The organism is Streptomyces sp. NPDC026659 (assembly GCF_040638245.1).
Taxonomy (GTDB): Bacteria; Actinomycetota; Actinomycetes; order Streptomycetales; family Streptomycetaceae; genus Streptomyces.
In genome coordinates, this window is record NZ_JBEZXY010000002.1 from 258,404 (window position 1) to 279,592 (window position 21,189).

Genomic DNA, 21,189 nt, shown 5'->3' on the forward strand with positions numbered 1-21,189 from the left:
CGCGTTTCTTCATTCCGAGACACCCGTTCCGACCTGCGAGACGATGTCGTCCCAGTGGCCGGGCATGGTCTCCCAGGGGTTCTCCTGGCCGCCCCGGTCGGTGCGGTCGGTGAGGTAGACCGTGCCCGCGCCCTGCCAGCGGGCGATGCGCAGCGCCTCCTCCAGATGGCCGCGCGGCACACCGTGCACGACGTGGCAGAAGCGGTCGGCCGGGTAGTCCGCCGTCCACTCCGCGACCTGCGACCAGCGGTACTCGGTCCAGGGGCCCCGGAAGGTCACCAGCTGGTCGGCGTTCTCCGCGTACCCCGGGTGCGGATGGCAGCCGTGGCCGAGCACGACGTACGCGCCGTCGCGCAGCGCCCGCAGGGTGGTGACCAGGCGGCGGACCTCCGGGAGCGCGGCGCGGTCGGCCGGGCAGCGCTCGAGGAGGAAGCCGTCCACCTGGTACCAGTCGAGGTGGCGCTGCGCGTCGCCGAGCAGATCGGCCAGGGAGCACGTGCCGTGTGCCAGGTCGAGATGGCCGAGGACGCGGACCCCGCCGTTGCGCAGCCGCCCCGACGCCTCCAGGCAGTGCGGGTCGGGGCAGACACCGGGACCTGCCGCCACGTTGAGCACGACCCAGTCCAGGGGTGTGCCGGGCCGGGTGAGTTCCGCCCACTGGGACGGGGCGATCAGGGGGTGGGCGAAGTCGTAGATCCCGAGGCCGGTACGCACCGCGGTGCTTCCGGCGCCCCCGGCCCGCATCAGATCCGGCCCGCCACCACCCGACGGGCCGCCCCCACTCGACGGGCCACCGCCACCCGCCAGATCCGGCCCACCGCCGCCACCCGTCAGATTCGGCACGCCGCCTCCATCCAGATGTCGGCCAGCGACTCCTCCAGGTTGATCCGCGGCCGCCAGCCGAGCCGGTCGCGTGCCGTGCGGACATCGGCCTGCTGCCAGCTGCCGCAGCCGTCCGGGTAGGGGAAGGCGACCGGCGCCGCGTGGTCGACGTCGCCGCGCGGATGCCCGAGGGGACCGCGCAACGGGCCGGGCGGGGCGTCGAGTTCGTGCAGGGAGCCGCCGTATCCGGCGACCCGGGCGAGCACGGCGGCGGCGTCGCGCAGCCGGACCGCGCGGCCCGAGCCGATGTTGATGACGCCCTGCGCGGCGGAGAGCGAGGCGGCGTGCACCGCGCGCGCGACATCGCGTACATCCACGAAGTCGCGCTGGACGCCCAGACCGCCGAGCTTCAGCTCACCGTCGCCGGCCTGCATGGCGCGGCGCATGGCCTCGGCGAGCCTGCCCAGCGGGGAACCCGCCGGGGTACCCGGCCCCGCGGGCGAGAACACCCGCAGTACGACGGCGTCGAGTCCCGAGCCGAGGACCAGTTCGGTCGCGGCGAGCTTGCTGACGCCGTACGGTCCGCCGGGGCGGGGTACGGCGTCCTCGGCCGTGGAGGAACCGGGCTGGCTGGGACCGTACTCGGAGCCGCAGCCGATCTGCACCAGCCGGGCCCCGCAGCCGCTGCGCCGCAGTGCCTCGCAGACGGTGGCCACGGCGACCGTGTTGTGCCGGGTCAGCTCGCGGGCGCCGCCCCTGGTGGCACCCGCGCAGTTGACGACGACTCCGGGGTGGACGGCGTCCAGGAACCGGGTGAGCGCGCCGGGGCTGCCGGTGGCGAGGTCGAAGCGGACGTCGGCGTCGTCGCCCCGGCCCAGCGCGGTGAGCTGGACGGCGGGGTCGGCGAGCAGCCGGTCGGCGACGAAGCGGCCGATGTATCCGTTGGCTCCGATCAGCAGGACCCTCATCGGGCGGCTCCCGGGGTGCGCGGTGTGGCAGCTCCCACGGACCCGGACGCTCCGGGCGTTCCGTGTCGGGAGGTGGTCATCAGGTGTTCTCCTTCGCGGGGTCTGAGGGGCGGGGTCGGCCCCTGCGCGGGGCCTGGCGCCGTCCGCCGGGTGCCGGCGCGCCCCGTACGGGCTGCGGCGGGACCGGTCGGGGAGGGCGGTGGGGGGTTCACTCGGCCGCTCCGGTGGGGGCGTGGGCCGAGGCGCGGGTGAGGGTGCGCAGCGCGTGGACCAGCAGGGCCACGGCGGCGGCGCCGCAGACGAGGACGGGTACGGCGGCCGGTCCCCAGGCGTCCACGAGCCGCTGGACGGGGACGGCGGCGAAACCGCAGCCGGGCAGCCGGCCGGTCGACACCAGGGCCGGAGCCGCCAGCTCGGCGATCGCGGCCGAGCCGAGCACCACGGCGGGCGCGTGCCGGTGGTGGTACGCGGTGAGCAGCCGGGCGAGCAGCAGCAGCGCACCGAGCGCGAGGGCCTGCGGAAAAGCCGGGGGTTCGCGCAGTACGGCGGCGGAGACGGCCAGCAGGGCGGCGAGCGCGGCCAGGTACAGCGCGAGGGCGCCGAGGAGCAGGGGCCGGGCGGCGGCGGTGAAGTCCTCCAGGCCCCGGCTGCCCGCGAGCCTGCGGTGGGCGGCGGCCGCGAGGAGGTGGGCGCACCAGGCGGCCGGGGCGCAGGACAGCAGCAGGGCCAGGGTGGGCGCGAGGGCCACCGGCCAGGGGCCGTCCGGGGCGAGCGTCGGCGCGCTGTCGGGGCCGCCGCTGATCACGGCGGCCAGGAAGCCGTCGCCGAGGAGGGCGTGGGCGAGCAGACAGAGGACCGAGACGCGGGTGCCGAGCGCGGGCTGCCGTACGGCCGTGCCGGGCCGGGTGGCGAGCGGGCCCCGGCGCAGGGCTGCGGCGACGGCGCCGCCGACGAGGAGCAGGGCGCCGAGTCCGACGAGCAGTCGGGCCTGGCCGTGGGTGAGGAGCAGCCCGGCGGCGGCCGCGGCGGCGAGCGTGCCGGGCAGCAGCGTGAGCAGGACCCAGTCGGTACGGACCCGGGGGCCGGGGCCGGGGTCCGCCGGGGGCTGCGGCTCGTCCTCGCGGGGGACGCGGGCGTACAGCTCCTCGGCGAGCGAGAAGACGTCCCGGTGCCGGAAGCGGGCGGCGGTGCGGTCGGTGACGCCGTGCGCCTCCAGGCCCGCCGCGATCTCCAGCGCGTCGACGGCCCGCTCGCACAGGTCCCGGTGCTGGTGCAGCAGGGCCTTGACGGGGTCGGCGGTGCCGCGCCGACGGGCGGCGGGGCGCGACGACACCTCCGGTGCCTCGGGGGCGGCCGGTCCCGTGCCGTCGGACCCCGCCGGGGTCTCCCCGGCCTCCCCGGCCACGCGCGCGCTCATCGTCGTACCGCCCCGCTCCCCCGCCGTTCTGCCCGCGCCGCCGCTCATCGCGTCCCCTTCCCTGCCGTCGCCGCCACCGGGCGGGACGGGTCGGGGTCGGCCCAGGCCGGGACCGGACGGGCCGTGGGCGCCGTCAGACGGCCGGGGGCGTGGATCTCGGCCGGGGTGGCGAAGGGCAGCGGCTCACCGGTGTCGTCGCGGCTGACCGGACAGTGCGAGACGATCTCCAGGTAAATGCCGTGAAATGCCGTGATGTTCTGTTCGACGCCGAGCAGTTCGACCGCGCGGGCCCGCGCGGCGGCTCCCAGGCGTGCCCGCCGCTCGGGGTCGCGCAGCAGCGTCACGCACGCCTCCGCGAGCGCGCGGGGGTTGCGCGGCGGTACGACGAGCCCGGTGCCCCCGATGACCTCCACCACCGCGCCCACGTCGGTGGAGACGGTGGCCCGGCCGCAGAACATGGCCTCGGCCAGGCTGACCGGGAAGCCCTCGACCACGCTGGAGAGGACCACGACGGCCCCCGACGCGTACGCCTCCGCGAGGCTCGGCGCCTCGGGGCCGCCGATCTCCTCGAAGGAGACGGGGTTGTCCCCGACCTCGTGCACGCCCTCCGCCTCGTCGGGGAAGAGCTGGGCCGCGAGCGCCCGGCAGTGGCCGAGGTACGCCTCGCCCTCGGCGTCCACCGGCACGCCCACGATCCGCAGGCGTGCGGCGGGCTCCTCCCGGCGGATCTCGGCGAAGGCGTGCAGCAGGGAGATGAGGTCCTTGGCGGGCTCGATCCGCCCGACCCACACCAGCGTGCCGGGGTCGGACCGGTCGGGCCCCTCACCGACCTCGGCGAAGCGGGCCGCGTCCATGCCCGGGTGGACGGTCCTGATCCGGGCCCGGTCGGCACCGCAGCGCTCCTGCCAGCGGCGGGCGTGGGCGTTGCCCGGGGTGAGGATCTCGGCCCGGCGGTAGACCTCGGCGGCCAGCCTGCCGTGGAAGGCGGCGAGCAGCGCGCGGACGGCGGGGGCGGCCGCGTCGGGGCCGAGAGCGAGGTAGCGCGAGCGCAGCTGGACGCCGTACTCGGTGACGAGCAGGGGCACGCCGGAGAAGTGCCGGGCGAGCAGTCCGGGCAGGGCCGCGGTGCCGCCGGAGGTGGCGTGGCAGAGGTCGGCAGCGGTGAGGGCGTCGTCGCCGTACCAGCCGAGGGAGAGCGGGCGCAGGGCGCGCTCCAGGTGGTCGGTGACCGTGAGCAGGTCGGGCACGCGGGCCTCGCGGGCGGTGCGCGGTGCGCCGGGTGCGCGACAGGCACGCTCCAGGGCGCGTACGGCGGTCTCGGAGCGGAGCGCTCCGGTCAGCGGGCCTTCCTCGCGGGCGAGTTCGGCCAGGCTGTACAGCGCGTTGCCGAAACGGTCCGCCAGCTCTTCGGCGGCGGGTGCCGGACCGGCACCGGGCTCGGCCCAGATCGCCGCGAGGAGGTCGCCGTAGGACTCGGCGAGGCGCCTGCGGGCGCGCCGGCCGAGGGCGGGTCCTTCGTCTTCGGTAGTCCACAGCGGGGCCGTGCGCACCCGGTGGACCTGCGGCGGAAGCGTGACCCAGCCCGCCCGCTCCTGGTCGTGGTCCCGGCTGAGCGCGTAGACGTCGAACTCGTGCTGCCCGAGCCCGCGCACGAGCCGGTCGCACCAGATCCCGGCGTCACCGCTCACATACGGATAGCCACCCTCCGTAAGCAGTCCGATGCGCACGCGTGCACCCCCGATCTCCCGTGTGTGGGAGCCGCCGTCCTCCCGGCGGCTCGCAGCGGGACGAACGTATGCGGACAAGGCGGTGGCGCGACGGACGGTTGTCCATCGCGCCACCAAAAGGGGTGAACGGTCGTAACTTTCGCGTGCGGGGCGCGTTCCGACGCGCTAAGACAGGTGCCGAGCCCCGCCGCGCCGGTCGCGCCCCCGCGCGTCCGGGTCAGGCGGCCGCGGGCTCCCGCCGGGCCGCGCGCCGCTCGGCGGCCAGCTCCGGGTCCAGGGCCGGTACGGCGGCCAGGAGTTCACGGGTGTACGGGTCGCTCGGGCTGTCGTAGACCTCGTCGGCCGGGCCCGCTTCGACGATCCGGCCCCGGCGCATGACCGCGACCCGGTCGCTGACCTGGCGGACCACGGCGAGGTCGTGCGCGACGAACACCAGCGCGAGACCGAGTTCGCGGCGCAACTCATCCAGCAGCGCCACCACTTGGGCCTGGGTGGTCACGTCGAGCGCGGAGACCGGCTCGTCGCAGACGAGGACGCGCGGGTCGGCCGCGAGCGCGCGGGCGATGCCGACGCGCTGACGCTGGCCGCCGCTGAACTCGTGCGGGTAGCGGTCGCGTTGGGACGCGTCCAGACCGACCCGCTCCAGGAGTCCGGTCACGCGTTCGCGGATGCGGGTCTCGTCCCGCTCCCCCTTCGCGCGCAGCGGGTCGGCGATCGACTCGCCCACCGTGCGGCGGGGGTTGAGGGAGGAGGCGGGGTCCTGGAAGACCATCTGCACGGAGGGGTCGACGCCGGTGTGCGGGCGCCCCTGGTACGTGATCGTCCCGGCGGTCGGCTCCAGGAGCCCGACCAGCATCCGGCCGAGCGTGGTCTTGCCGCTGCCGCTCTCGCCCACGATGCCGAGGGTCTCGCCCCGGCGCAGGGTCAGCGACACGTCGTCCACGGCCGTGAACGCCCGCTTCCCGCGCCCGAATTGGCGCCTCAGCCCGCTCGCCTCCAGGACGACGTCGCCGGGCCCCTCCACGGGCACCGCGCGGCGCACGTCCAACCTCGGTACGGAGGACAGGAGTTCACGGGTGTACGGCTCGACCGGTGCGCGCAACACCTCGGCGACCGGCCCGCGTTCGACGGCCCTGCCGTGCCGCATCACCAGCACGTCGTCCACACTCTCGGCGGCCACGCCCACGTCGTGCGTGACGAGGAGCAGACCCATGCCGGTCTCCTCGCGCAGGGTGTGCAGCAGGTCCAGGATCTGGGCCTGCACGGTGACGTCGAGGGCGGTGGTCGGCTCGTCCGCGATGAGCAGCTCGGGTTCGCAGGCGAGCGCCATGGCGATCAGGGCGCGCTGACGCATACCGCCGCTGAACTCGTGCGGGCGCGAGCGGGAGCGCCGTACCGCGTCCGGGATGCCGACGCGGTCGAGGACCTCGACGGCCTGTGCGCGGGCGGCCCGCCGGGAGGCGCGGGTGTGGACGCGGTAGACCTCGGCGATCTGGTCGCCGACCGCGTAGTACGGGTCGAGCGAGGACAGCGGGTCCTGGAAGACCATGGCGGCCCTGGCCCCGCGCAGCCGCCGCAACTCCTCGTCCGTGGCGGCCTGTACGTCGGTCCCGGCGACCCGGACCGCGCCGGTGACCTCGGCCCCGGTCCCCCGGTGCAGGCCCAACAGGGCGCCCGCGACGGTGGACTTGCCGGAGCCGGACTCGCCGACGAGGGCCAGCGCGGCCCCGGCCTCCAGGCTGAAGGAGAGTCCGTCCACGGCCTTCAGGCCGCCGAAGTCGACGGCGAGGTCGGTGACTTCGACCAGGCTCGTGCGCTGATCACTCATGCGATGACCACCCGTCGGTCGGCCACGGCGTACAGGACGTCCGCGACGGCATTGGCGACGATCACGAAGAAGGCGACGACCAGGACCATGCCCACGACCACCGGCAGGTCCACCACCTTGACCGCCCGCACTAGTTCCTGGCCGATGCCTGGCAGCCCGAACAGCGTCTCGGTGAGGACCGCGCCGCCGATGCCCGAGCCGAGGTTGTTCGCGTTGAGCGCGATGACCGGGGCGAGCGCGCCGCGCAGGGCGTGCCGTCCGATGATGGCCCGCTCGCTCACGCCGTAGGCGCGGAAGGTGCGGATGTGGTCCTCGGCGAGGGTCTCCAGCATCGCCGAGCGGGTGAGGCGGGCGAAGGGCGCCGACTCGATCAGGGCGAAGGACAGCCAGGGCAGCAGCAGGCCCCAGGCCCACTGCTCGGGGTCGTCGGTGAGGTTCACGTACTGCGGGAAGGGCAGCAGCTGGAGTTCGCCGCAGACGACGATCACCAGGACCAGGCCGAGCACGAAGACCGGGGTGGCCCAGCCCGCGAGGGTGAGCGCGGTCAGCACCCGCTCGGTCAGCCGCCCGCGCCGCCAGGCGGAGAGCACGCCCGTGCCGACGCCGATGAGCAGCCACAGCACCATGGCCCCGGCGACCAGCGAGAGGCTGACCGGAAGGCGGGTCAGGATGACGTCCAGCACCTGCTGGTCGGTCTGGTACGACAGGCCGAGGCAGGGCGCGGAGCAGTGCTCGATCGAGGTGCCGGTGGAGTAGTCCTGGCCGACGAGGATGCCTTCCAGGAAGTGCCAGTAGCGCAGGTAGAGCGGGTCACCGAGGTGGAGCTGGTCGGCGACCTGGCGCACCTGTTCCGGGGAGCAGCGCGGGCCGCAGGTGATCTGGGCGACGTTGCCGGGGGTGGCGTAGAAGACCACGTAGACGAGGACCGAGACGGCGAGCAGGGTGATGGCCATGCCCACCGCGCGGCGCAGCAGGAATCCGCCGAAGCCGTTCACTGGCCGGCCTCCTTGGTCACGTTCTTCGTGGCGGTCTTCTCCGCGGCCGCCTTCTCACCCGAGCGGCCCGAGCGGCGCAAGCTGCCCGAGCGGCCCGTGCCGATCCGCAGCCGGGACGCGGCGCGCGGGTCCAGGGCCGTGCGCACGCCGTCGCCGAGGACGGTGAGGGCGAGCACGGTGACGAAGAGGGCACCGGCCGGGAAGAGCAGGTACTGCGGCGCGGACTGGTACCAGATGTCGGCCGAGGTGATCATCTGCCCCCAGGAGGGCGTGGGCGGCTTCACGCCGACGCCGAGGAAGGACAGGGCGGCCTCGACGGAGATGTTGCTGGGCACGAGCAGCGCGGCGTAGGTCATCACGGGCGCGGCGAGGCCGGGCAGCAGCTCGCGGCGGGCGACGCTGACGGCGCCCCAGCCGCTGAGCCGGGCGGCGGCGACGTAGTCGAGCCCCTTGAGCGTGAGGGTCTGCGCGCGCACGATCTTGGCGAGGTTGCCCCATGCGATCAGACCGATCACGAAGGCAACCAGGATCGGACGCGGGAAGCTCGTGGGCACGATGGCCAGCAGCGCGAGCGCCATGATCATCAGCGGCAGGGAGACGATGATGTCCGTGACGCGGCTGAGGAGTTGGTCGAGCCAGCGGTTGCCCAGGGCGGCGGCGACACCGATGGTCACGCCGACGGCGACCTGGACGACGGTGGCCGCGAGGGCGACGCCGAGCGAGACGCGGGCGCCGTAGACCATGCGCGCGAACAGGTCGCGGCCGGTCTGCGGTTCGACCCCGAACCAGTGCTCGGCGCTGATCCCGCCGAGCGGTCCGACGGGCACGCCGCCGCGCGCGGAGTCGACGAGCGCGGGGTGGTAGGTGGTCGGGTCCTGGCCCTCCAGCGCGGTGAGCAGGGGCGCGGCGAGCGCGATCAGGACGAGCAGGGCGACGACGGCCGCGGCGGCCAGGGCGGCCCGCCGGGTGCGCAGCCGTCGCCAGAACAGACGGGCCCCCGAGGCCGCCGGGACGGAGGGGTCCGTCCCGGCGGCCTCGACGGCGACAAGAGCGTCACTCACGGGGTCACTTCACCGCGACCTGGGAGATGTCGAGCACGCCGGTCCAGTCGCTGATCACGATGTTCCTGACGTCCGAGCCGTACAGGCGCTTGTAGACGGGGTGGAACAGCGGGACGGTCAGGGCCTGCGCGCCGATCTTCTTGTCGAGCGCGCCCCACCGCACGGCGGCGGCGTTCAGGTCGGTCAGCTTGTTGATGGCGTCGATCTCGTCGTTGACCGACTTGTCGTTCAGCAGACCGGTGTTGAAGTTGGCGCCGTCCTCGACAATCTGACGGCCGTCGAAGATCGGGGCGAGGAAGGGACCGCCGGAGGGCCAGTCGGCACCCCAGTGCGCGAGGAAGAAGCCGGGCTCGGTCTTCACGCCGTGGATCTTGTCCCGGTAGTCGTTGTCCTCCAGGCCCTGGAGCTTGACGGTGATGCCCGCCTTCTTCAGCGCGTCCTGGAGCGCGGTGGCGATCTCCGGGCTGGTCTCGAAGTTCTTGTCGTTGGAGTGGGTGAGGGTGACGGTCAGGCCCTTCGCGTAACCCGCCTCCTTCAGCAGCTCCTTGGCCTTGGCCGCGTTGCCCGACTTGCCGGCCGGGAACGGGTCGTACGGGGTGTAGCCGAAGGACTTCTGGTCCGGCAGGAAGGTGGTGGCGGGCTCGGCGAGCGCGGAGCCGCCGGCCGCGTTGACCACCGAGGAGCGGTCCACGGCGTACGCGATCGCCTCGCGCACCTTGGGGTTGTCGAATGGCTTCACCTTCGGGTTGAAGGCGATGTAGTTCGTGTAGCCGAAGTGGCCGGTGCCGACGCGGTCGGCGAGCTTCTTGTCGCCGCTGACGCGGGCGAGTTCGGCCGGCCCGAGGTTGGTGTCGGTGGTGACGGCGGCGGCGTCCGCGCCCTGGGAGGAGGAGAGCCGCTGGTTGATGACGGAGGAGTCGAGCCCGGAGCGCACGTCGATCCTGTCGGGGTACGCCTTGCGCTCGTCGTCACCGCTCCAGTGCGGGTTGCGCTCCAGCACCACGTGCTCGCCGTCGTTGTCGTTGCGCACGACGCGGTACGGGCCGGAGGAGACCGGGTGCTCCTCGTACTTGGTGCCCTTGTCCTTGGCCTGGGGCACCGGCGCGAACTGCGTCTGGGTGGCCAGGTAGGGGAACTCGCCCTCGGGCTTGTTGAGATGGAAGACGATGGTCCGCGCGTCGGGCGTCTCGATCGCGGAGAGGCCCTTCTTGTCCTTGTACGGGCCCTGGTACTTGGCGGCGCCGGTCAGCCAGTCGCGCAAGTAGGGGGCGCCGCCGGAGAGTTCGGGGGCAAAGGAGCGCTCGATGCCGTACTTGATGTCCGCCGAGGTGATCGGCGTGCCGTCCTCGTACTTCAGGCCCGGCTTCAGGGTGTACGTCCACACGGTCGCGTCCTTGTTGGGACGCCCGGTGTCGGTGGCGAGGTCGGGGACCACCTTGGCACCCGCCGCGCCGTTCTCGCGGTTGCGCGTGGTCAGGGTGCGGAAGACCAGCGAGGGGACGTTGCCGCCGCCGGAGGTGTAGAGCCGGGCGGGGTCGAAGTCCGACTGGGGCTGGGAGTTCAGCACGGTGAGGGTGCCGCCCTTGTGGGGCGTGGAGTCGCCGCCGGCGCCCTTGGCATCGTTGTCCTTCGGACCGCAGGCGGCGGCGCCCGCTGCCACGACCAGGCCGACGGATGCCGCTGCCACGCGGCGCGCTATGAGGGACGGTTGACGCATCGGAATAGACGACCTCTCGGGGAGCCCCTCGGGAAATTCCCGAAGGGTGAGACATGTGGACGAGGAGTGAGACAGCTGCGGACAGATGTCGGCCCCGGCGTCAGTCGTCGAGAGGCGTGCGGCCCAAAGGGGCGGCAAACAGGGAGGAAAGGGATATCCCGACGCGAACGCCGAAGCGGCGGCGTCAGCGACAGTGAATGTCGGCCACGCAGAGCGCGGTCACGCCGATGAGCGCCAGCTCGATGGCGGCGCTACGGCAGACGGCGGGACGGGACCACATGCGCAGAAATATGAACGAACTTGCGACTCATGTCAATGTGACATAAGCGGCGGGAGTCAACTCCTTGGATAAGGCCAGGGGTTGGGCAGGCAGTGGATTCCGTCGTGGTCGAGGAACTTGGTCTGCTGCTGCATGACCGGCGCGAGTTGGCCGTCCTTCTCGCACGTGACATGGCCGTGGCCGAGCCGGTGGCCGACCTCGTGGTTGATCAGCATCTGCCGGTAGGCGTGGATCTTGGTGTCGCCGTAGGTCACACTGCCCTGCGCCCAGCGGTACGCGTTGATCATCACGCGCTCGGTGGCCGCCGAGTCGCAGGAGACGTTGTCCTCCGTGGTGTCCAGGCCCGACTTGGCGCACCAGAAGGCGGTGGTGCCGGGGCTGGCGAGCGTGATCACGAAGTCCGGCTTGCCGGAGGAGACGCGCTCGAAGGTGCGGGCGCCGTCGTGGGACCAGCTGCGGTCGTCGTTGAGCGTCTTCTGCACGGCGTCGGCGAAGAGGGCGCCGTCGAGGCCGAGTCCCTGCTCCACGTCGACGCGGTAGGTCAGCTTCTGGCCGGTACCGGGCGCCTTGGCGGAACCGGGCACGGCGTCGAACTTCCCCGGGCCCTTGAACGTCGCGCCCAGCGGATAGAGGCGGCCCATCTTCTGCTCGTACGTCAGCGGGACGGCGCTCGCACCGGCCGACGGGGCGGCCTGCGCCGCCGTCCTGGCCTCACCGGTGCCCTCGGCGGTGGTCCGCGACTGCCCGTCCGCCCGGCCGTCGGCCACCTGTCCGGCGACCACGACCGCGAGCACGGTGGTCACGGCCGCCGCCGCGACGCCGGTGAACGTACGCCCCTTGGTACCGCGCTGCCGCACGGGCAGCTCGAACGGCTCGGTGTCCACGCCGACCGGCTCGACGGGCGCGGTGACGCGCGGGGCGCCCGCCGCCGACTCCGCCTCGAAGGCGTCCAGATAGTCCTGCCGGGGCCCCCGCCCGGACCCTCCGGCCGGTGCCGTGTCCGGTACGGGCTCGGCCCGCCGCTGCCGGGGAAACGGCCGCCGCGAGCCCGGAGCCGCACCGGCCCCGTCCCGCCCGGGCGGCGCGAACGCGCCCCAGCCGCCGCCCTCTTCCCGCACCTCGGGGTGACCGCCCCGGGCCTGCCCGTCCCCGAACGGCGGCCCGCCCCGGGAGGCCGGCCCACCGGGCCCGCGCCCGGCGCCCCGCTGCGACGCGGCCCCGGCCATGGAGCCGGTGCCGTAGGTCGGGGCACCGTCCGGGGTGGGGGATGAGCTGTGGGCGCCACCCATGGGGCCGGTACCTGTGGGGCCGGCACCTGTGTGCGACGCGCCCGTGTGCGGAGCAGACGTGTGGGGGCCACCCATGTGTGGTGCGCCCAGGTGCGGCCCGCCGGGATGGTCGGCGCCACCCAGGTGCCCCGAGCCCAGGCCACCCGCGGCCGGAGAGCCCGGCGTCTGCGGCCCCGTGAAGTCGCCCCACCCGTTCCGGGCGCCAGGAATCCGGCCGCCGGGGCCGCCTGCCGTGTCCTCGGCCCGCTGCGTCGGCGCAGGGGCGGTCGTGTCCCTCGGGGTCGGGCCCCGGCGGCTGTGACGTCCCACCCCTGACCTCAGCTCTCTGTATTCGAACCGGCTTCGTGCGCGCCGGAGTTCACGTCGTTCGCGGCCAATCCGCCTCGCTCGTCGAGGAGTTCACGGAAGGCGGTCGCGACGACCTCCGGATATTCCATCATCGCCACGTGCCCGGCGTCCGGCAGGGTCAGCAGACGGGAGTCGCGGAAGGCGCGGGCGGCCTTGGCGGCCATACGGAAGCCTACGAGCTGATCACGGCCGCCGTAGACCAGCAGCGTGGGCGCGAGGACGCGTTCGGCCTGGCGCCACAGCCCCTGCTGGCCGCCGAGCGTGTACGCGTTGACGATGCCGCGCGCGGAGCGGGCCATCGCGTCCCAGAAGTACGGCAGCCGCAGCCGCCGTTCCAGCTCCTCGACCGCGTACTGGAACGCCTCGGGCGACACGCGCGTGGGGTCGCCGTAGCAGAGCGCCATGACGCCGCGCACCCGTTGCTCGGCCGTCCACTCGCGGGTGAGCCGGTTGAAGAGCGCGGCCACGCCCGGCACGCCGAGCAGTCCGGTGGGCGCGGCGCTGCGCTGGATGCGCAGTTCGGGCAGGGCCGGGGAGACCAGGGTGAGGGTGCGCACCAGATCGGGGCGTACGGCCGCCACCCGCGTGGAGACCGCGCCGCCCAGGGAGTTGCCGAAGAGGTGGACCGGACCGCGTCCGGCGGCGTCCAGGTAGCGGATGACGGCGCGCGCGTGCCCGGTGACGGAGTAGTCGCCGTCGTCCGGCGGCGGGGAGTCGCCGAAGCCGGGCAGGTCGACCGCCTCGCCGTCCACGAGACCGTCCAGCTCGGCCATCAGCTGCGACCAGTTCTGCGAGGACCCGCCGAGCCCGTGGACGTACAGCGCGGGCGGCAGCCCCTCGCGCGCGGCGGGCCGGGAGCGGACCGAGAGCGTGACGCCCGGCAGCCCCACCGACCGCATCCGCTCGCCCTCGCCGACCCGTACGGGCGCGACCCTCGGCAGGACGCTGGCGGCCGGGAGCGACGGCGACTCGGTCGAAGACATGCGGCAATGTTACGAGACGATCACACCGCGATTCATGTGTTCGCCGTCACAGCATCCGTCCCGGCGTTCACAGGCGAGGTCCGCCGTGCGGCGGGCGCATGGCATGGCGTCCCGTCGAGCTGTCTCCTAGGCTCGTACAGCGGGAAGCCGCGCGCGGCGGCCCCCACAAGCCCCGGTGCCGCTTCGACCGACGCTCTCAGGAAGCCGACGTCCTCAGGAAGGGAGCCCGCCATGGCCTACGACCCCACCGAGCCGGACGCGATCGAGGAGCTGGAGACCGCGGGCGGGGCGGTCGAGGAGCTCGGCGTCGAGGAGCCGGAGAACGTCGCCGCCGACCAGCAGGCCGACCTCGCGCGGAACCAGGACGAGCCCCTGACCGACGTGGACCCGGCCAAGGGCAGCGAGGCCGATCTGATCGAACAGGCGCGCGTGGTCACCCTCGACGAGGACGACTACCGCTGACCTCACCGGATGCCCGCCCGGACCGCGCCGGAGCCCCTTCGCACCCCGACCGGCGCACAGCGCCGCGCCCCGCGCCTTCCGCCCGCCGTCCGGTACGTGAAATTCTGCGCTCGCACCGCGCACGCCACGATTACCGAAAAGTACGATGGCCGCGCGGCCCGTACCGCATGAGGACGACCTTGGGAGGCGGCGTGACAGCCATCGAGCAAACAGAGGCGGCACGCCCGCGCGGCACCCGTCTGCCGCGCCGCGCCCGGCGGAACCAGCTCCTGGGCGCGGCCCAGGAGGTGTTCGTCGCGCAGGGCTATCACGCGGCGGCGATGGACGACATCGCCGAGCGCGCCGGAGTGAGCAAGCCGGTGCTGTACCAGCACTTCCCCGGCAAGCTCGACCTGTACCTGGCACTGCTCGACCAGCACTGCGAGGCCCTGATCCACGCCGTGCGCACCGCGCTGGCCTCGACCACGGACAACAAGCAGCGCGTCCGGGCGACCATGGACGCCTACTTCGCCTACATCGAGGACGACGGCGGCGCCTTCCGCCTGGTCTTCGAGTCGGACCTGACGAACGAGCCCGCCGTGCGCGAGCGCGTCGACAAGGTGACCACCGAGTGCGCCGAGGCGATCTGCGAGGTCATCGCCGAGGACACCGGCCTCTCGCGCGCGGAGTCCATGCTGCTCGCCTCCGGGCTCGGCGGACTCGCCCAGGTCGTCGCGCGCTCCTGGCTGCACAGCGACCGCAGCGTGCCGCGCGACCAGGCGGTGCAGCTGCTGGCGTCGCTGGCGTGGCGGGGCATCGCGGGCTTCCCGCTGCACGGCACCGACCACCACTGAGACGGCTCCGGCGCGCCCTGTTCGCTGACGGCGTGCGGGCGCGCAGCGTACTCGTCCCCTCACCGGGCTAATGTGTGCAGCGTACGGCGCGGCAGATCGCGCACATCACTGACCGTCGGAGGGACATAGCCGTGGAGGTCAAGATCGGCGTGCAGCACGCGCCCCGCGAGATCGTTCTGGAGAGCGGTCAGAGCGTCGACGAGGTCGAGCGCCTGGTGGCCGAGGCGCTGGCGGGCAAGTCGCCGCTGCTGAGCCTCGTGGACGAGCGCGGCCGCAAGGTCCTGGTCCCGGCGGACCGCCTCGCGTACGTGGAGATCGGCGAGCCGACCGTCCGCAAGGTGGGCTTCGGCACGCTGTAGGACACGCGTCGACGAGAGTCGACGAGAAGGGCCCGGTGGCACGCGCCACCGGGCCCTTCGTCGTACGGAAACCCCACAACTGGTGCACAGGGTGATTGGAATCCGCAGGTCACGGGTAGGACGGGCTACGACCTCAAGAGCACGCCCGACCGTGGAGGTACCTCGCGATGATCCTGGAAGTGCTCGCATCGGCCGTGCTCGGGTCGGCCCTGGCCTGGGCGGCCGCGCGCCGTCTGCCGCACCGCCTGCCCTCCCGCGCGCTGGTGCTCGCGACGGGTCTCGCGGGAGCCCTGTTCGGCGACTTCGTCACGCACAGCGCGCTCGGGGCGGCCCCGCTGCTGGTGAGCCTGCTCGGCGCGGCGGTCGTCTCGGCCGCCTCGCTGTCGCTGCTGTTGCGCCCGGCCGGGCGGCTGCGCCGACGGTCCGCGCCGGCGTAGCCGCCCGTAGAAGAACGGGAACGTCAGGCGGCGAGGCCCAGCGCGGCCATCCGCTTGGTGTGCGCCTCGGTGATCCGGGTGAACATCCGGCCGACCTCCGCGAGGTCGAAGCCGTCGGCCACGCCGCCGACCAGCATGGTCGAGAGCGCGTCGCGGTCCGCGACCACCCGCTGCGACTGGGACAGCGCCTCGCCCATCAGCCGCCGCGCCCACAGCGCGAGCCGTCCGCCCACACGCGGGTCGGCGTCGATGGCGGCGCGCACCTTCTCCACGGCGAAGCCCGCGTGCCCGGTGTCGTCCAGGACGGCGAGGACCAGTTCGCGGGTGTCGGAGTCGAGGCGGGCGGCGACCTCGCGGTAGAAGTCGCTCGCGATCGAGTCGCCGACGTACGCCTTGACCAGGCCCTCCAGCCAGTCCGAGGGCGCGGTCTGCCGGTGGAAGCCGTCCAGGGCGGCGACGAAGGGCTCCATCGCGGCCGTCGGCTCCTGCCCGATCTCGGTCAGCCGGTTCCGCAGCCGCTCGAAGTGGTGGAACTCGGCCGAGGCCATCTTCGCCAGCTCCGCCTTGTCCGCGAGGGTCGGCGCCAGCTTGGCGTCCTCCGCGAGGCGCTCGAACGCCGCCAGCTCGCCGTAGGCCAGCGCGCCGAGCAGGTCCACGACCGCCGCGCGGTACTGCGGGTCCGCCGCGGCCGACGCCCAGTCCTGGGCCGCCACCCCGGTGGGACCGGTGGATTCGACGGCGTCCGGGGCCACGTTCTCAGGCTTGTCAGAGCTAGTCATGAGGCGCACAATAGCCCGCTTGTCCTGCGTCTCCACCCCCCGACCGAGCGGTGTGACGACGACTACGTGACCAAATCGGCCATCGCGAGTGCGTCAATCCGGGGTATGGTGGTAATGCGCCTGCTGGTGCGCGCCGACGTGTTCGGTGTGTCCTGCCAGGCCGCACGCATGAGGATGCCCGGTCGGTGGCCCGATCGGCTCCGACCCGACAGCCTCCGTGGCCGTACGACAGTGAACGTACGACGACCGGAGGGATCCCTCAGCGGTACGAGCGCTAGAGCGTCGACACAGGTCCTCTGTCTACGGCTCGCCCGAGTGGTGGGCCCGTACGGCGGCCGACGTCCCCGGCACGGTCGAACTCGACCCCCGCGCTCGCCTCGCACCGCGCACACAGAAGAGGCAAAACCCTGACTACGACGTTCCGAGACCTCGGAATTCTTCCCGAGACCGCCGAAGCCCTCGAGGCCGTCGGCATCATCAACCCCTTCCCCATCCAGGAGATGACGCTCCCCGTCGCCCTCTCGGGCTCGGATGTCATCGGCCAGGCCAAGACCGGTACGGGCAAGACCCTCGGTTTCGGCCTCCCGATCCTCGAGCGCGTGATCGTCCCGGCCGACGTCGAGGCCGGCCGCGCCGCTCCCGAGGCACTGACCAGCGCGCCGCAGGCGCTCATCGTCGTGCCCACCCGCGAGCTGTGCACCCAGGTCACCAACGACCTGCTGACGGCGGGCAAGGTGCGCAACGTGCGCGTCCTCGCCATCTACGGCGGCCGTGCCTACGAGCCGCAGGTCGAGGCCCTGAACAAGGGCGTCGACGTGGTCGTCGGCACCCCCGGCCGACTGCTGGACCTCGCGGGCCAGAAGAAGCTCGACCTCTCGCACGTGAAGTGCCTGGTCCTCGACGAGGCCGACGAGATGCTCGACCTGGGCTTCCTGCCCGACGTCGAGAAGATCATCAACATGCTGCCGGCCAAGCGCCAGACCATGCTGTTCTCGGCCACCATGCCGGGCGCGGTCATCGGTCTCGCCCGCCGCTACATGTCCCGCCCCACGCACATCCGCGCCACGGCGCCGGACGACGAGGGCGCCACGGTCGCGAACATCAAGCAGTTCGTCTACCGCGGTCACTCCATGGACAAGCCGGAGATGGTCGCCCGCATACTCCAGGCCGACGGCCGGGGTCTGGCGATGATCTTCTGCCGCACCAAGCGCACCGCCGCCGACATCGCCGAGCAGCTCCAGCGCCGCGGCTTCGCCTCCGGCGCGGTCCACGGCGACCTCGGCCAGGGCGCCCGCGAGCAGGCGCTGCGCGCCTTCCGCAACGGCAAGGTGGACGTGCTGGTCTGCACCGACGTGGCCGCGCGCGGCATCGACGTCGAGGGCGTCACGCACGTCATCAACTACCAGTCCCCCGAGGACGAGAAGACGTACCTGCACCGGGTCGGCCGCACCGGCCGCGCGGGCGCCAAGGGTACGGCGATCACGTTCGTCGACTGGGACGACATCCCGCGCTGGCAGCTCATCAACAAGGCGCTGGAGCTGGACTTCAACGACCCGGTGGAGACGTACTCGACGTCCCCGCACCTGTTCTCCGACCTCGGCATCCCCGAGGGCACCAAGGGCACCCTGCCGCGCTCGGAGCGCACCCGCGCCGGGCTCGACGCGGAGGTCCTGGAGGACCTGGGCGAGCCCGGTGGCCGCGCTCCGCGTGGCCGGGGCGGTCGGGGCGACCGCGACGACCGTGGTGGTCGCGGTGGCCGTGGTCGTGACGAGCGCGGTGGTCGTGACGAGCGCGGTGGTCGCGGTGAGGCCGCCGCCGAGCAGGAGCGTCCGGCGCGCACCCCGCGCCGCCGCCGTCGTACGCGCAACGGTGCTCCGCTGGAGTCCGGTGCCGCCACGCCGGCCGTCGAGACCGCCGCCACCGAGGAGGCACCGGCGACCCGTACGCCGCGCCGCCGTCGCCGTACGCGCAACGGCGCGTCGGACGCGGCCGTGCAGCCGGTGACGGCCGCCGCCGAGACCGCCGTGGACACGGCGGAGGGTCCGGCCGTCGTGGACACCGTCGTGGACGCCCCGGAGCAGCCGCGCCGCCGCCGTACGCGCAAGCAGGCGGAGGCCGTGGAGGCGCCGGTCGCGGTGACCGAGGCTCCCGCCGTCGAGGCCCCCGTGGCCGAGCCGGTCGCGGAGACCAAGCCGCGCCGCCGCACCCGCAAGGCCGCCGAGGCCGTCGTGGAGACGGTCGAGGCGCCGGTCGCGGAGCCGGTGGCCGAGGCCCCGAAGCGCCGCACCCGCAAGGTCGCCGTCGCCCCGGAGACCACCGAGGCCGCCGAGGCCGAGGCGCCCAGGCGCCGTACGCGCAAGGCCGCCGAGGCCGTCGTCGACACCGTCGAGGGCACCGAGGCCGAGGCCAAGCCGCGCCGCCGGACCCGCAAGGCCGCCGAGCCGGTCGTGGAGACGGTCGAGGCGCCGGTCGCCGAGGCTCCGAAGCGCCGCACCCGCAAGACGGCCGCCGCGGTGGAGACCACCGACGCTCCCGAGGCCGAGGCCCCGAAGCGCCGCACCCGCAAGGCCGCCGTGGCCGCCGTGGACACGGCCGAGGCTGTCGAGGCCAAGCCGCGCCGGACCCGCAAGGCCGCCGCCACCGCCCCCGAGGCCGGTGACGTCGCGGAGGTCAAGCCGCGTCGTACCCGCAAGGCGACCGCCGCGGCGGTCGACGGGGACGAGGCCCCCGCGCCCAAGGCGCGCCGCACCCGGAAGGCCGTGGCCGAGGCCGCGGAGATCCCGGCGCAGGCCACCGAGGAGCCGGAGGCCAAGCCGCGCCGCCGCACCCGCAAGGCGACGGCGGCCACCGAGGGCTGATCCTCACCGGTCACGTGAAACGGCCCGGTCCCCTCAGGGGGGCCGGGCCGTCGGCGTACGCGGGTCAGTACTGCGTCTGCAGATGGTCCCAGAAGCCGTCCCGCAGCGCCCGGCGCAGATCGGCCTGGCCGCGCAGCGAGTACTGGAGCAGGTTCTCGGCCTCGACCAACAGGTCCTGGTCGACGGAGCCGGGCAGATAGGGGTGGCCCGGGAGCAGTTCGCCGATGGTGTCGCGGCCCCGGGAAGCCAGCCACTTGGCCGCGATCTGGGCGCCGACGAAGCGCACGTCCTCCCGGGTGGGCCGGTTCCCGGTCGCCTCGTACGCGGCGGCGGTACGACGGGAGACGTACGGCTTGCAGAACTCCAGGTCGAAGGTGCGCTGGCTGTCCACCTCCCACAGCAGCGGCTCGGCCTGGTTGCGGCCCTCGGGTGCCTCGATGCCCCACAGATGGACGCGGGCGCCGTAGCCCTGCGCGGCCTCGACCGCCGAGACCAGGTCCTCGTCGCCGCCGAGCAGGGCCGCGTCGCTGATGGCGCGGTGCCGGGCGAGGGACTCCAGGTCGGTGCGGATGAGGGAGTCGACGCCCTTCTGCTGGTTGTGCGCGTTGAGGTTGCCGAGGCGGACCTTGACGTCCGGCAGTTCCGCGATGGTCTGCTGCTCGGCGGTGTGGATGCGGCGGCGGGCGCCGTCGTACCAGTAGACGCGCAGCAGACGGCTGTCGGCGAAGATCGAGCGGGCCTTGTCGATGAGCGCGTCGATCAGGCCCTCGGCGTCGAAGTCGAAGGCGCGCCGGTCCTCCGTACCGGCCACGAGCCGGCCCGCGGCGGCGTAGAGGTAGCCCGCGTCCACGAAGATCGCGTGCGTGGAGGGGGTCTTCGCCACCTCGGCGAGCATCCGCTGGAGCAGCTCGTTGGTGTGGTCGATGCGGGCGCCCAGGTCCGCCAGGTCGTCGTTCATCACGTCCATTGTCCCGGCCGTCACGCTGCGAACACAACCGGTCTCGGTCAGTCCACCAAAGCGGCTCGGTCGGGCCAGTTCTTACCGTTGGGTAATTAGTCGTTCGAAAAATTTCTTTAGCGTAGGGAATGTTTGTAACACGCAGTGCGTTGTCTAGGTATGCAACACCGCGACACCACACGTCGCACCCAGTAGTTCTCCGCAGGAGGATGACCAGACGAAGGGAGAAGCCATGCGCTTCGAAATCATGCGTCTCGACGAGGTCGACGGCACGACCGTGGACAGCACCGTCGTGGACGCCGCCTCCGTCAATCGGATCGTGCAGCAGGCCGCCGCCATCGGGCAGCGTCTGTGGATCCGCCCGGCCGACACCACGGCCTCGTAGGGCGCGCGCACGACACTCAAGCCTTCCGGGGGAGCCGGGGCTCCGTCTCAGCTCCCCCGGATCACCTGAGTGATTCCGTTGATGATCTGCTGCACGGCGATCGCGGCGAGCATCATGCCCGCGAGTCGCGTCACGAGGACCACGCCCCCGTCCTTGATGACCTTGATGATGTGCAGCGAGTAACGCATCACCAGCCACAGCACGACATGGATGGCGAGGATCGCCGACCACACCGAGACCTGCGTGGCGACAGTGCCGGCCTTCTGCACGGCCAGGATCACGGACACGATGGCTCCGGGCCCGGCGAGCAGCGGCATCCCGAGGGGCACCAGGGCGACGTTGACGTCCTTGGTCTGCTGGGGCTCGTCGGTCTTGCCGGTGAGCAGGTCCAGCGCGATCAGCAGGAGCAGCAGACCGCCCGCGATCATCAGGGCGGGGACCGAGACGTGCAGGTAGTCGAGGATCTGGTGGCCCAGCAGGCCGAAGACCGCGATGACTCCGCCCGCCACGCAGACGGCCTGGAAGGCCATCCGCTTCTGGACCTTGGCCGGGCGTCCGGCGGTCAGGGCGAGGAAGATCGGGGTGATCCCCGGGGGGTCCATGATCACGAAGAGGGTCAGGAACAGCGAGCCGAAGACGGCGAGGTCGAACATGGTGTGCCTTGTGTGCCTTGCATGACGAGC

The 21,189-nt window shown here is 73.2% G+C and carries 20 protein-coding genes; 6 read left to right on the top strand and 14 right to left on the bottom strand.

The features are described from left to right. Nucleotides 1–9: 9 nt before the first annotated feature. From AB0E91_RS05740 to AB0E91_RS05790, 11 genes are all read right to left on the bottom strand, one after another. Nucleotides 10–744, bottom strand: a complete 735-nt coding sequence (locus tag AB0E91_RS05740; RefSeq protein WP_361777301.1) for a spherulation-specific family 4 protein — start codon at nucleotides 742–744, stop codon at nucleotides 10–12. A gap of 86 nt (nucleotides 745–830) precedes the next feature. Continuing rightward, nucleotides 831–1,790 carry an NAD-dependent epimerase/dehydratase family protein gene (locus tag AB0E91_RS05745; protein WP_161181492.1) on the bottom strand — a complete coding sequence of 320 codons (960 nt, stop codon included), beginning with the start codon at nucleotides 1,788–1,790 and terminating at the stop codon, nucleotides 831–833. Between the two features lie 208 nt (nucleotides 1,791–1,998). Then, the gene (locus tag AB0E91_RS05750) at nucleotides 1,999–3,255 is read right to left on the bottom strand and encodes a hypothetical protein (protein WP_361775729.1); all 1,257 of its coding nucleotides are present in this window, start codon (nucleotides 3,253–3,255) and stop codon (nucleotides 1,999–2,001) included. Next, nucleotides 3,252–4,934, bottom strand: a complete 1,683-nt coding sequence (locus AB0E91_RS05755; RefSeq protein WP_361775732.1) for a DUF3492 domain-containing protein — start codon at nucleotides 4,932–4,934, stop codon at nucleotides 3,252–3,254. The genes AB0E91_RS05750 and AB0E91_RS05755 overlap by 4 nt, the downstream gene beginning before the upstream one ends. Nucleotides 4,935–5,151: 217 nt before the next feature. After that, nucleotides 5,152–6,762 (bottom strand): ABC transporter ATP-binding protein, encoded by a 1,611-nt coding sequence (locus AB0E91_RS05760; RefSeq protein ID WP_361775735.1) that lies wholly within the window; start codon nucleotides 6,760–6,762, stop codon nucleotides 5,152–5,154. Next, a complete protein-coding gene (locus AB0E91_RS05765; protein ID WP_361775738.1) occupies nucleotides 6,759–7,757 on the bottom strand; it encodes an ABC transporter permease in 999 nt (332 codons plus the stop codon). The genes AB0E91_RS05760 and AB0E91_RS05765 overlap by 4 nt, the downstream gene beginning before the upstream one ends. Then, complete coding sequence (locus tag AB0E91_RS05770; RefSeq protein WP_361775741.1) at nucleotides 7,754–8,818, bottom strand: ABC transporter permease; 1,065 nt, start codon at nucleotides 8,816–8,818, stop codon at nucleotides 7,754–7,756. The genes AB0E91_RS05765 and AB0E91_RS05770 overlap by 4 nt, the downstream gene beginning before the upstream one ends. 4 nt (nucleotides 8,819–8,822) lie before the next feature. After that, nucleotides 8,823–10,535 carry an ABC transporter substrate-binding protein gene (locus tag AB0E91_RS05775; RefSeq protein ID WP_361775744.1) on the bottom strand — a complete coding sequence of 571 codons (1,713 nt, stop codon included), beginning with the start codon at nucleotides 10,533–10,535 and terminating at the stop codon, nucleotides 8,823–8,825. A 184-nt stretch (nucleotides 10,536–10,719) separates the two neighbouring features. Then, nucleotides 10,720–10,815, bottom strand: coding sequence for an Ms4533A family Cys-rich leader peptide (locus AB0E91_RS05780; protein WP_018544361.1), 96 nt, complete (start codon nucleotides 10,813–10,815; stop codon nucleotides 10,720–10,722). A gap of 56 nt (nucleotides 10,816–10,871) precedes the next feature. Further along, on the bottom strand, nucleotides 10,872–12,104 hold the full coding sequence (locus tag AB0E91_RS05785; protein WP_361775748.1) for a DUF3152 domain-containing protein: 1,233 nt from the start codon (nucleotides 12,102–12,104) through the stop codon (nucleotides 10,872–10,874). 317 nt (nucleotides 12,105–12,421) lie between these two features. Next, nucleotides 12,422–13,435, bottom strand: a complete 1,014-nt coding sequence (locus tag AB0E91_RS05790) for an alpha/beta hydrolase (protein ID WP_361775751.1) — start codon at nucleotides 13,433–13,435, stop codon at nucleotides 12,422–12,424. Between the two features lie 231 nt (nucleotides 13,436–13,666). Between AB0E91_RS05790 and AB0E91_RS05795 the strand changes: the two genes are divergently transcribed. From AB0E91_RS05795 to AB0E91_RS05810, 4 genes are all read left to right on the top strand, one after another. Beyond that, complete coding sequence (locus AB0E91_RS05795; RefSeq protein WP_361775754.1) at nucleotides 13,667–13,897, top strand: hypothetical protein; 231 nt, start codon at nucleotides 13,667–13,669, stop codon at nucleotides 13,895–13,897. A gap of 191 nt (nucleotides 13,898–14,088) precedes the next feature. Next, entirely contained in the window at nucleotides 14,089–14,730 is a 642-nt protein-coding gene (locus AB0E91_RS05800) for a TetR/AcrR family transcriptional regulator (RefSeq protein WP_161183683.1), read from the top strand. Nucleotides 14,731–14,861: 131 nt separating this feature from the next. Continuing rightward, the gene (locus AB0E91_RS05805) at nucleotides 14,862–15,089 is read left to right on the top strand and encodes a DUF3107 domain-containing protein (RefSeq protein WP_018544356.1); all 228 of its coding nucleotides are present in this window, start codon (nucleotides 14,862–14,864) and stop codon (nucleotides 15,087–15,089) included. A gap of 167 nt (nucleotides 15,090–15,256) precedes the next feature. Next, on the top strand, nucleotides 15,257–15,526 hold the full coding sequence (locus AB0E91_RS05810) for a hypothetical protein (RefSeq protein WP_161183685.1): 270 nt from the start codon (nucleotides 15,257–15,259) through the stop codon (nucleotides 15,524–15,526). Between the two features lie 23 nt (nucleotides 15,527–15,549). Here AB0E91_RS05810 and AB0E91_RS05815 read toward each other — a convergent pair whose 3' ends face one another. Then, nucleotides 15,550–16,314: a ferritin-like domain-containing protein gene (locus AB0E91_RS05815; RefSeq protein ID WP_361775759.1), complete on the bottom strand. Its 765-nt coding sequence runs from the start codon at nucleotides 16,312–16,314 to the stop codon at nucleotides 15,550–15,552. 491 nt (nucleotides 16,315–16,805) lie between these two features. Here AB0E91_RS05815 and AB0E91_RS05820 point away from each other — a divergent pair, with 491 nt between their 5' ends. Next, complete coding sequence (locus AB0E91_RS05820) at nucleotides 16,806–19,163, top strand: DEAD/DEAH box helicase (RefSeq protein WP_361775762.1); 2,358 nt, start codon at nucleotides 16,806–16,808, stop codon at nucleotides 19,161–19,163. 64 nt (nucleotides 19,164–19,227) lie between these two features. On the opposite strand, the gene AB0E91_RS05825 is transcribed toward AB0E91_RS05820, so the two are convergent. Further along, nucleotides 19,228–20,121, bottom strand: a complete 894-nt coding sequence (locus AB0E91_RS05825; RefSeq protein WP_361775765.1) for an NYN domain-containing protein — start codon at nucleotides 20,119–20,121, stop codon at nucleotides 19,228–19,230. A gap of 232 nt (nucleotides 20,122–20,353) precedes the next feature. Here AB0E91_RS05825 and AB0E91_RS05830 point away from each other — a divergent pair, with 232 nt between their 5' ends. Further along, nucleotides 20,354–20,506: a hypothetical protein gene (locus tag AB0E91_RS05830; RefSeq protein WP_202485837.1), complete on the top strand. Its 153-nt coding sequence runs from the start codon at nucleotides 20,354–20,356 to the stop codon at nucleotides 20,504–20,506. A gap of 47 nt (nucleotides 20,507–20,553) precedes the next feature. Here AB0E91_RS05830 and AB0E91_RS05835 read toward each other — a convergent pair whose 3' ends face one another. Next, on the bottom strand, nucleotides 20,554–21,159 hold the full coding sequence (locus AB0E91_RS05835) for a MarC family protein (protein WP_361775769.1): 606 nt from the start codon (nucleotides 21,157–21,159) through the stop codon (nucleotides 20,554–20,556). Between the last annotated feature and the right edge of the window lie 30 nt (nucleotides 21,160–21,189).

Bases quoted from the DNA above. Each gene is read 5' to 3' on its own strand.
- AB0E91_RS05780 (WP_018544361.1), bottom strand. From the start codon at position 10,815: ATGTGGTCCCGTCCCGCCGTCTGCCGTAGCGCCGCCATCGAGCTGGCG.
- AB0E91_RS05795 (WP_361775754.1), top strand. From the start codon at position 13,667: ATGGCCTACGACCCCACCGAGCCGGACGCGATCGAGGAGCTGGAGACC.
- AB0E91_RS05785 (WP_361775748.1), bottom strand. From the start codon at position 12,104: ATGGGTGGCGCCCACAGCTCATCCCCCACCCCGGACGGTGCCCCGACC.
- AB0E91_RS05830 (WP_202485837.1), top strand. From the start codon at position 20,354: ATGCGCTTCGAAATCATGCGTCTCGACGAGGTCGACGGCACGACCGTG.
- AB0E91_RS05820 (WP_361775762.1), top strand. From the start codon at position 16,806: ATGACGCTCCCCGTCGCCCTCTCGGGCTCGGATGTCATCGGCCAGGCC.
- AB0E91_RS05775 (WP_361775744.1), bottom strand. From the start codon at position 10,535: ATGCGTCAACCGTCCCTCATAGCGCGCCGCGTGGCAGCGGCATCCGTC.
- AB0E91_RS05740 (WP_361777301.1), bottom strand. From the start codon at position 744: ATGCGGGCCGGGGGCGCCGGAAGCACCGCGGTGCGTACCGGCCTCGGG.
- AB0E91_RS05750 (WP_361775729.1), bottom strand. From the start codon at position 3,255: ATGAGCGGCGGCGCGGGCAGAACGGCGGGGGAGCGGGGCGGTACGACG.
- AB0E91_RS05790 (WP_361775751.1), bottom strand. From the start codon at position 13,435: ATGTCTTCGACCGAGTCGCCGTCGCTCCCGGCCGCCAGCGTCCTGCCG.
- AB0E91_RS05745 (WP_161181492.1), bottom strand. From the start codon at position 1,790: ATGAGGGTCCTGCTGATCGGAGCCAACGGATACATCGGCCGCTTCGTC.
- AB0E91_RS05835 (WP_361775769.1), bottom strand. From the start codon at position 21,159: ATGTTCGACCTCGCCGTCTTCGGCTCGCTGTTCCTGACCCTCTTCGTG.
- AB0E91_RS05760 (WP_361775735.1), bottom strand. From the start codon at position 6,762: ATGAGTGATCAGCGCACGAGCCTGGTCGAAGTCACCGACCTCGCCGTC.
- AB0E91_RS05825 (WP_361775765.1), bottom strand. From the start codon at position 20,121: ATGAACGACGACCTGGCGGACCTGGGCGCCCGCATCGACCACACCAAC.
- AB0E91_RS05810 (WP_161183685.1), top strand. From the start codon at position 15,257: ATGATCCTGGAAGTGCTCGCATCGGCCGTGCTCGGGTCGGCCCTGGCC.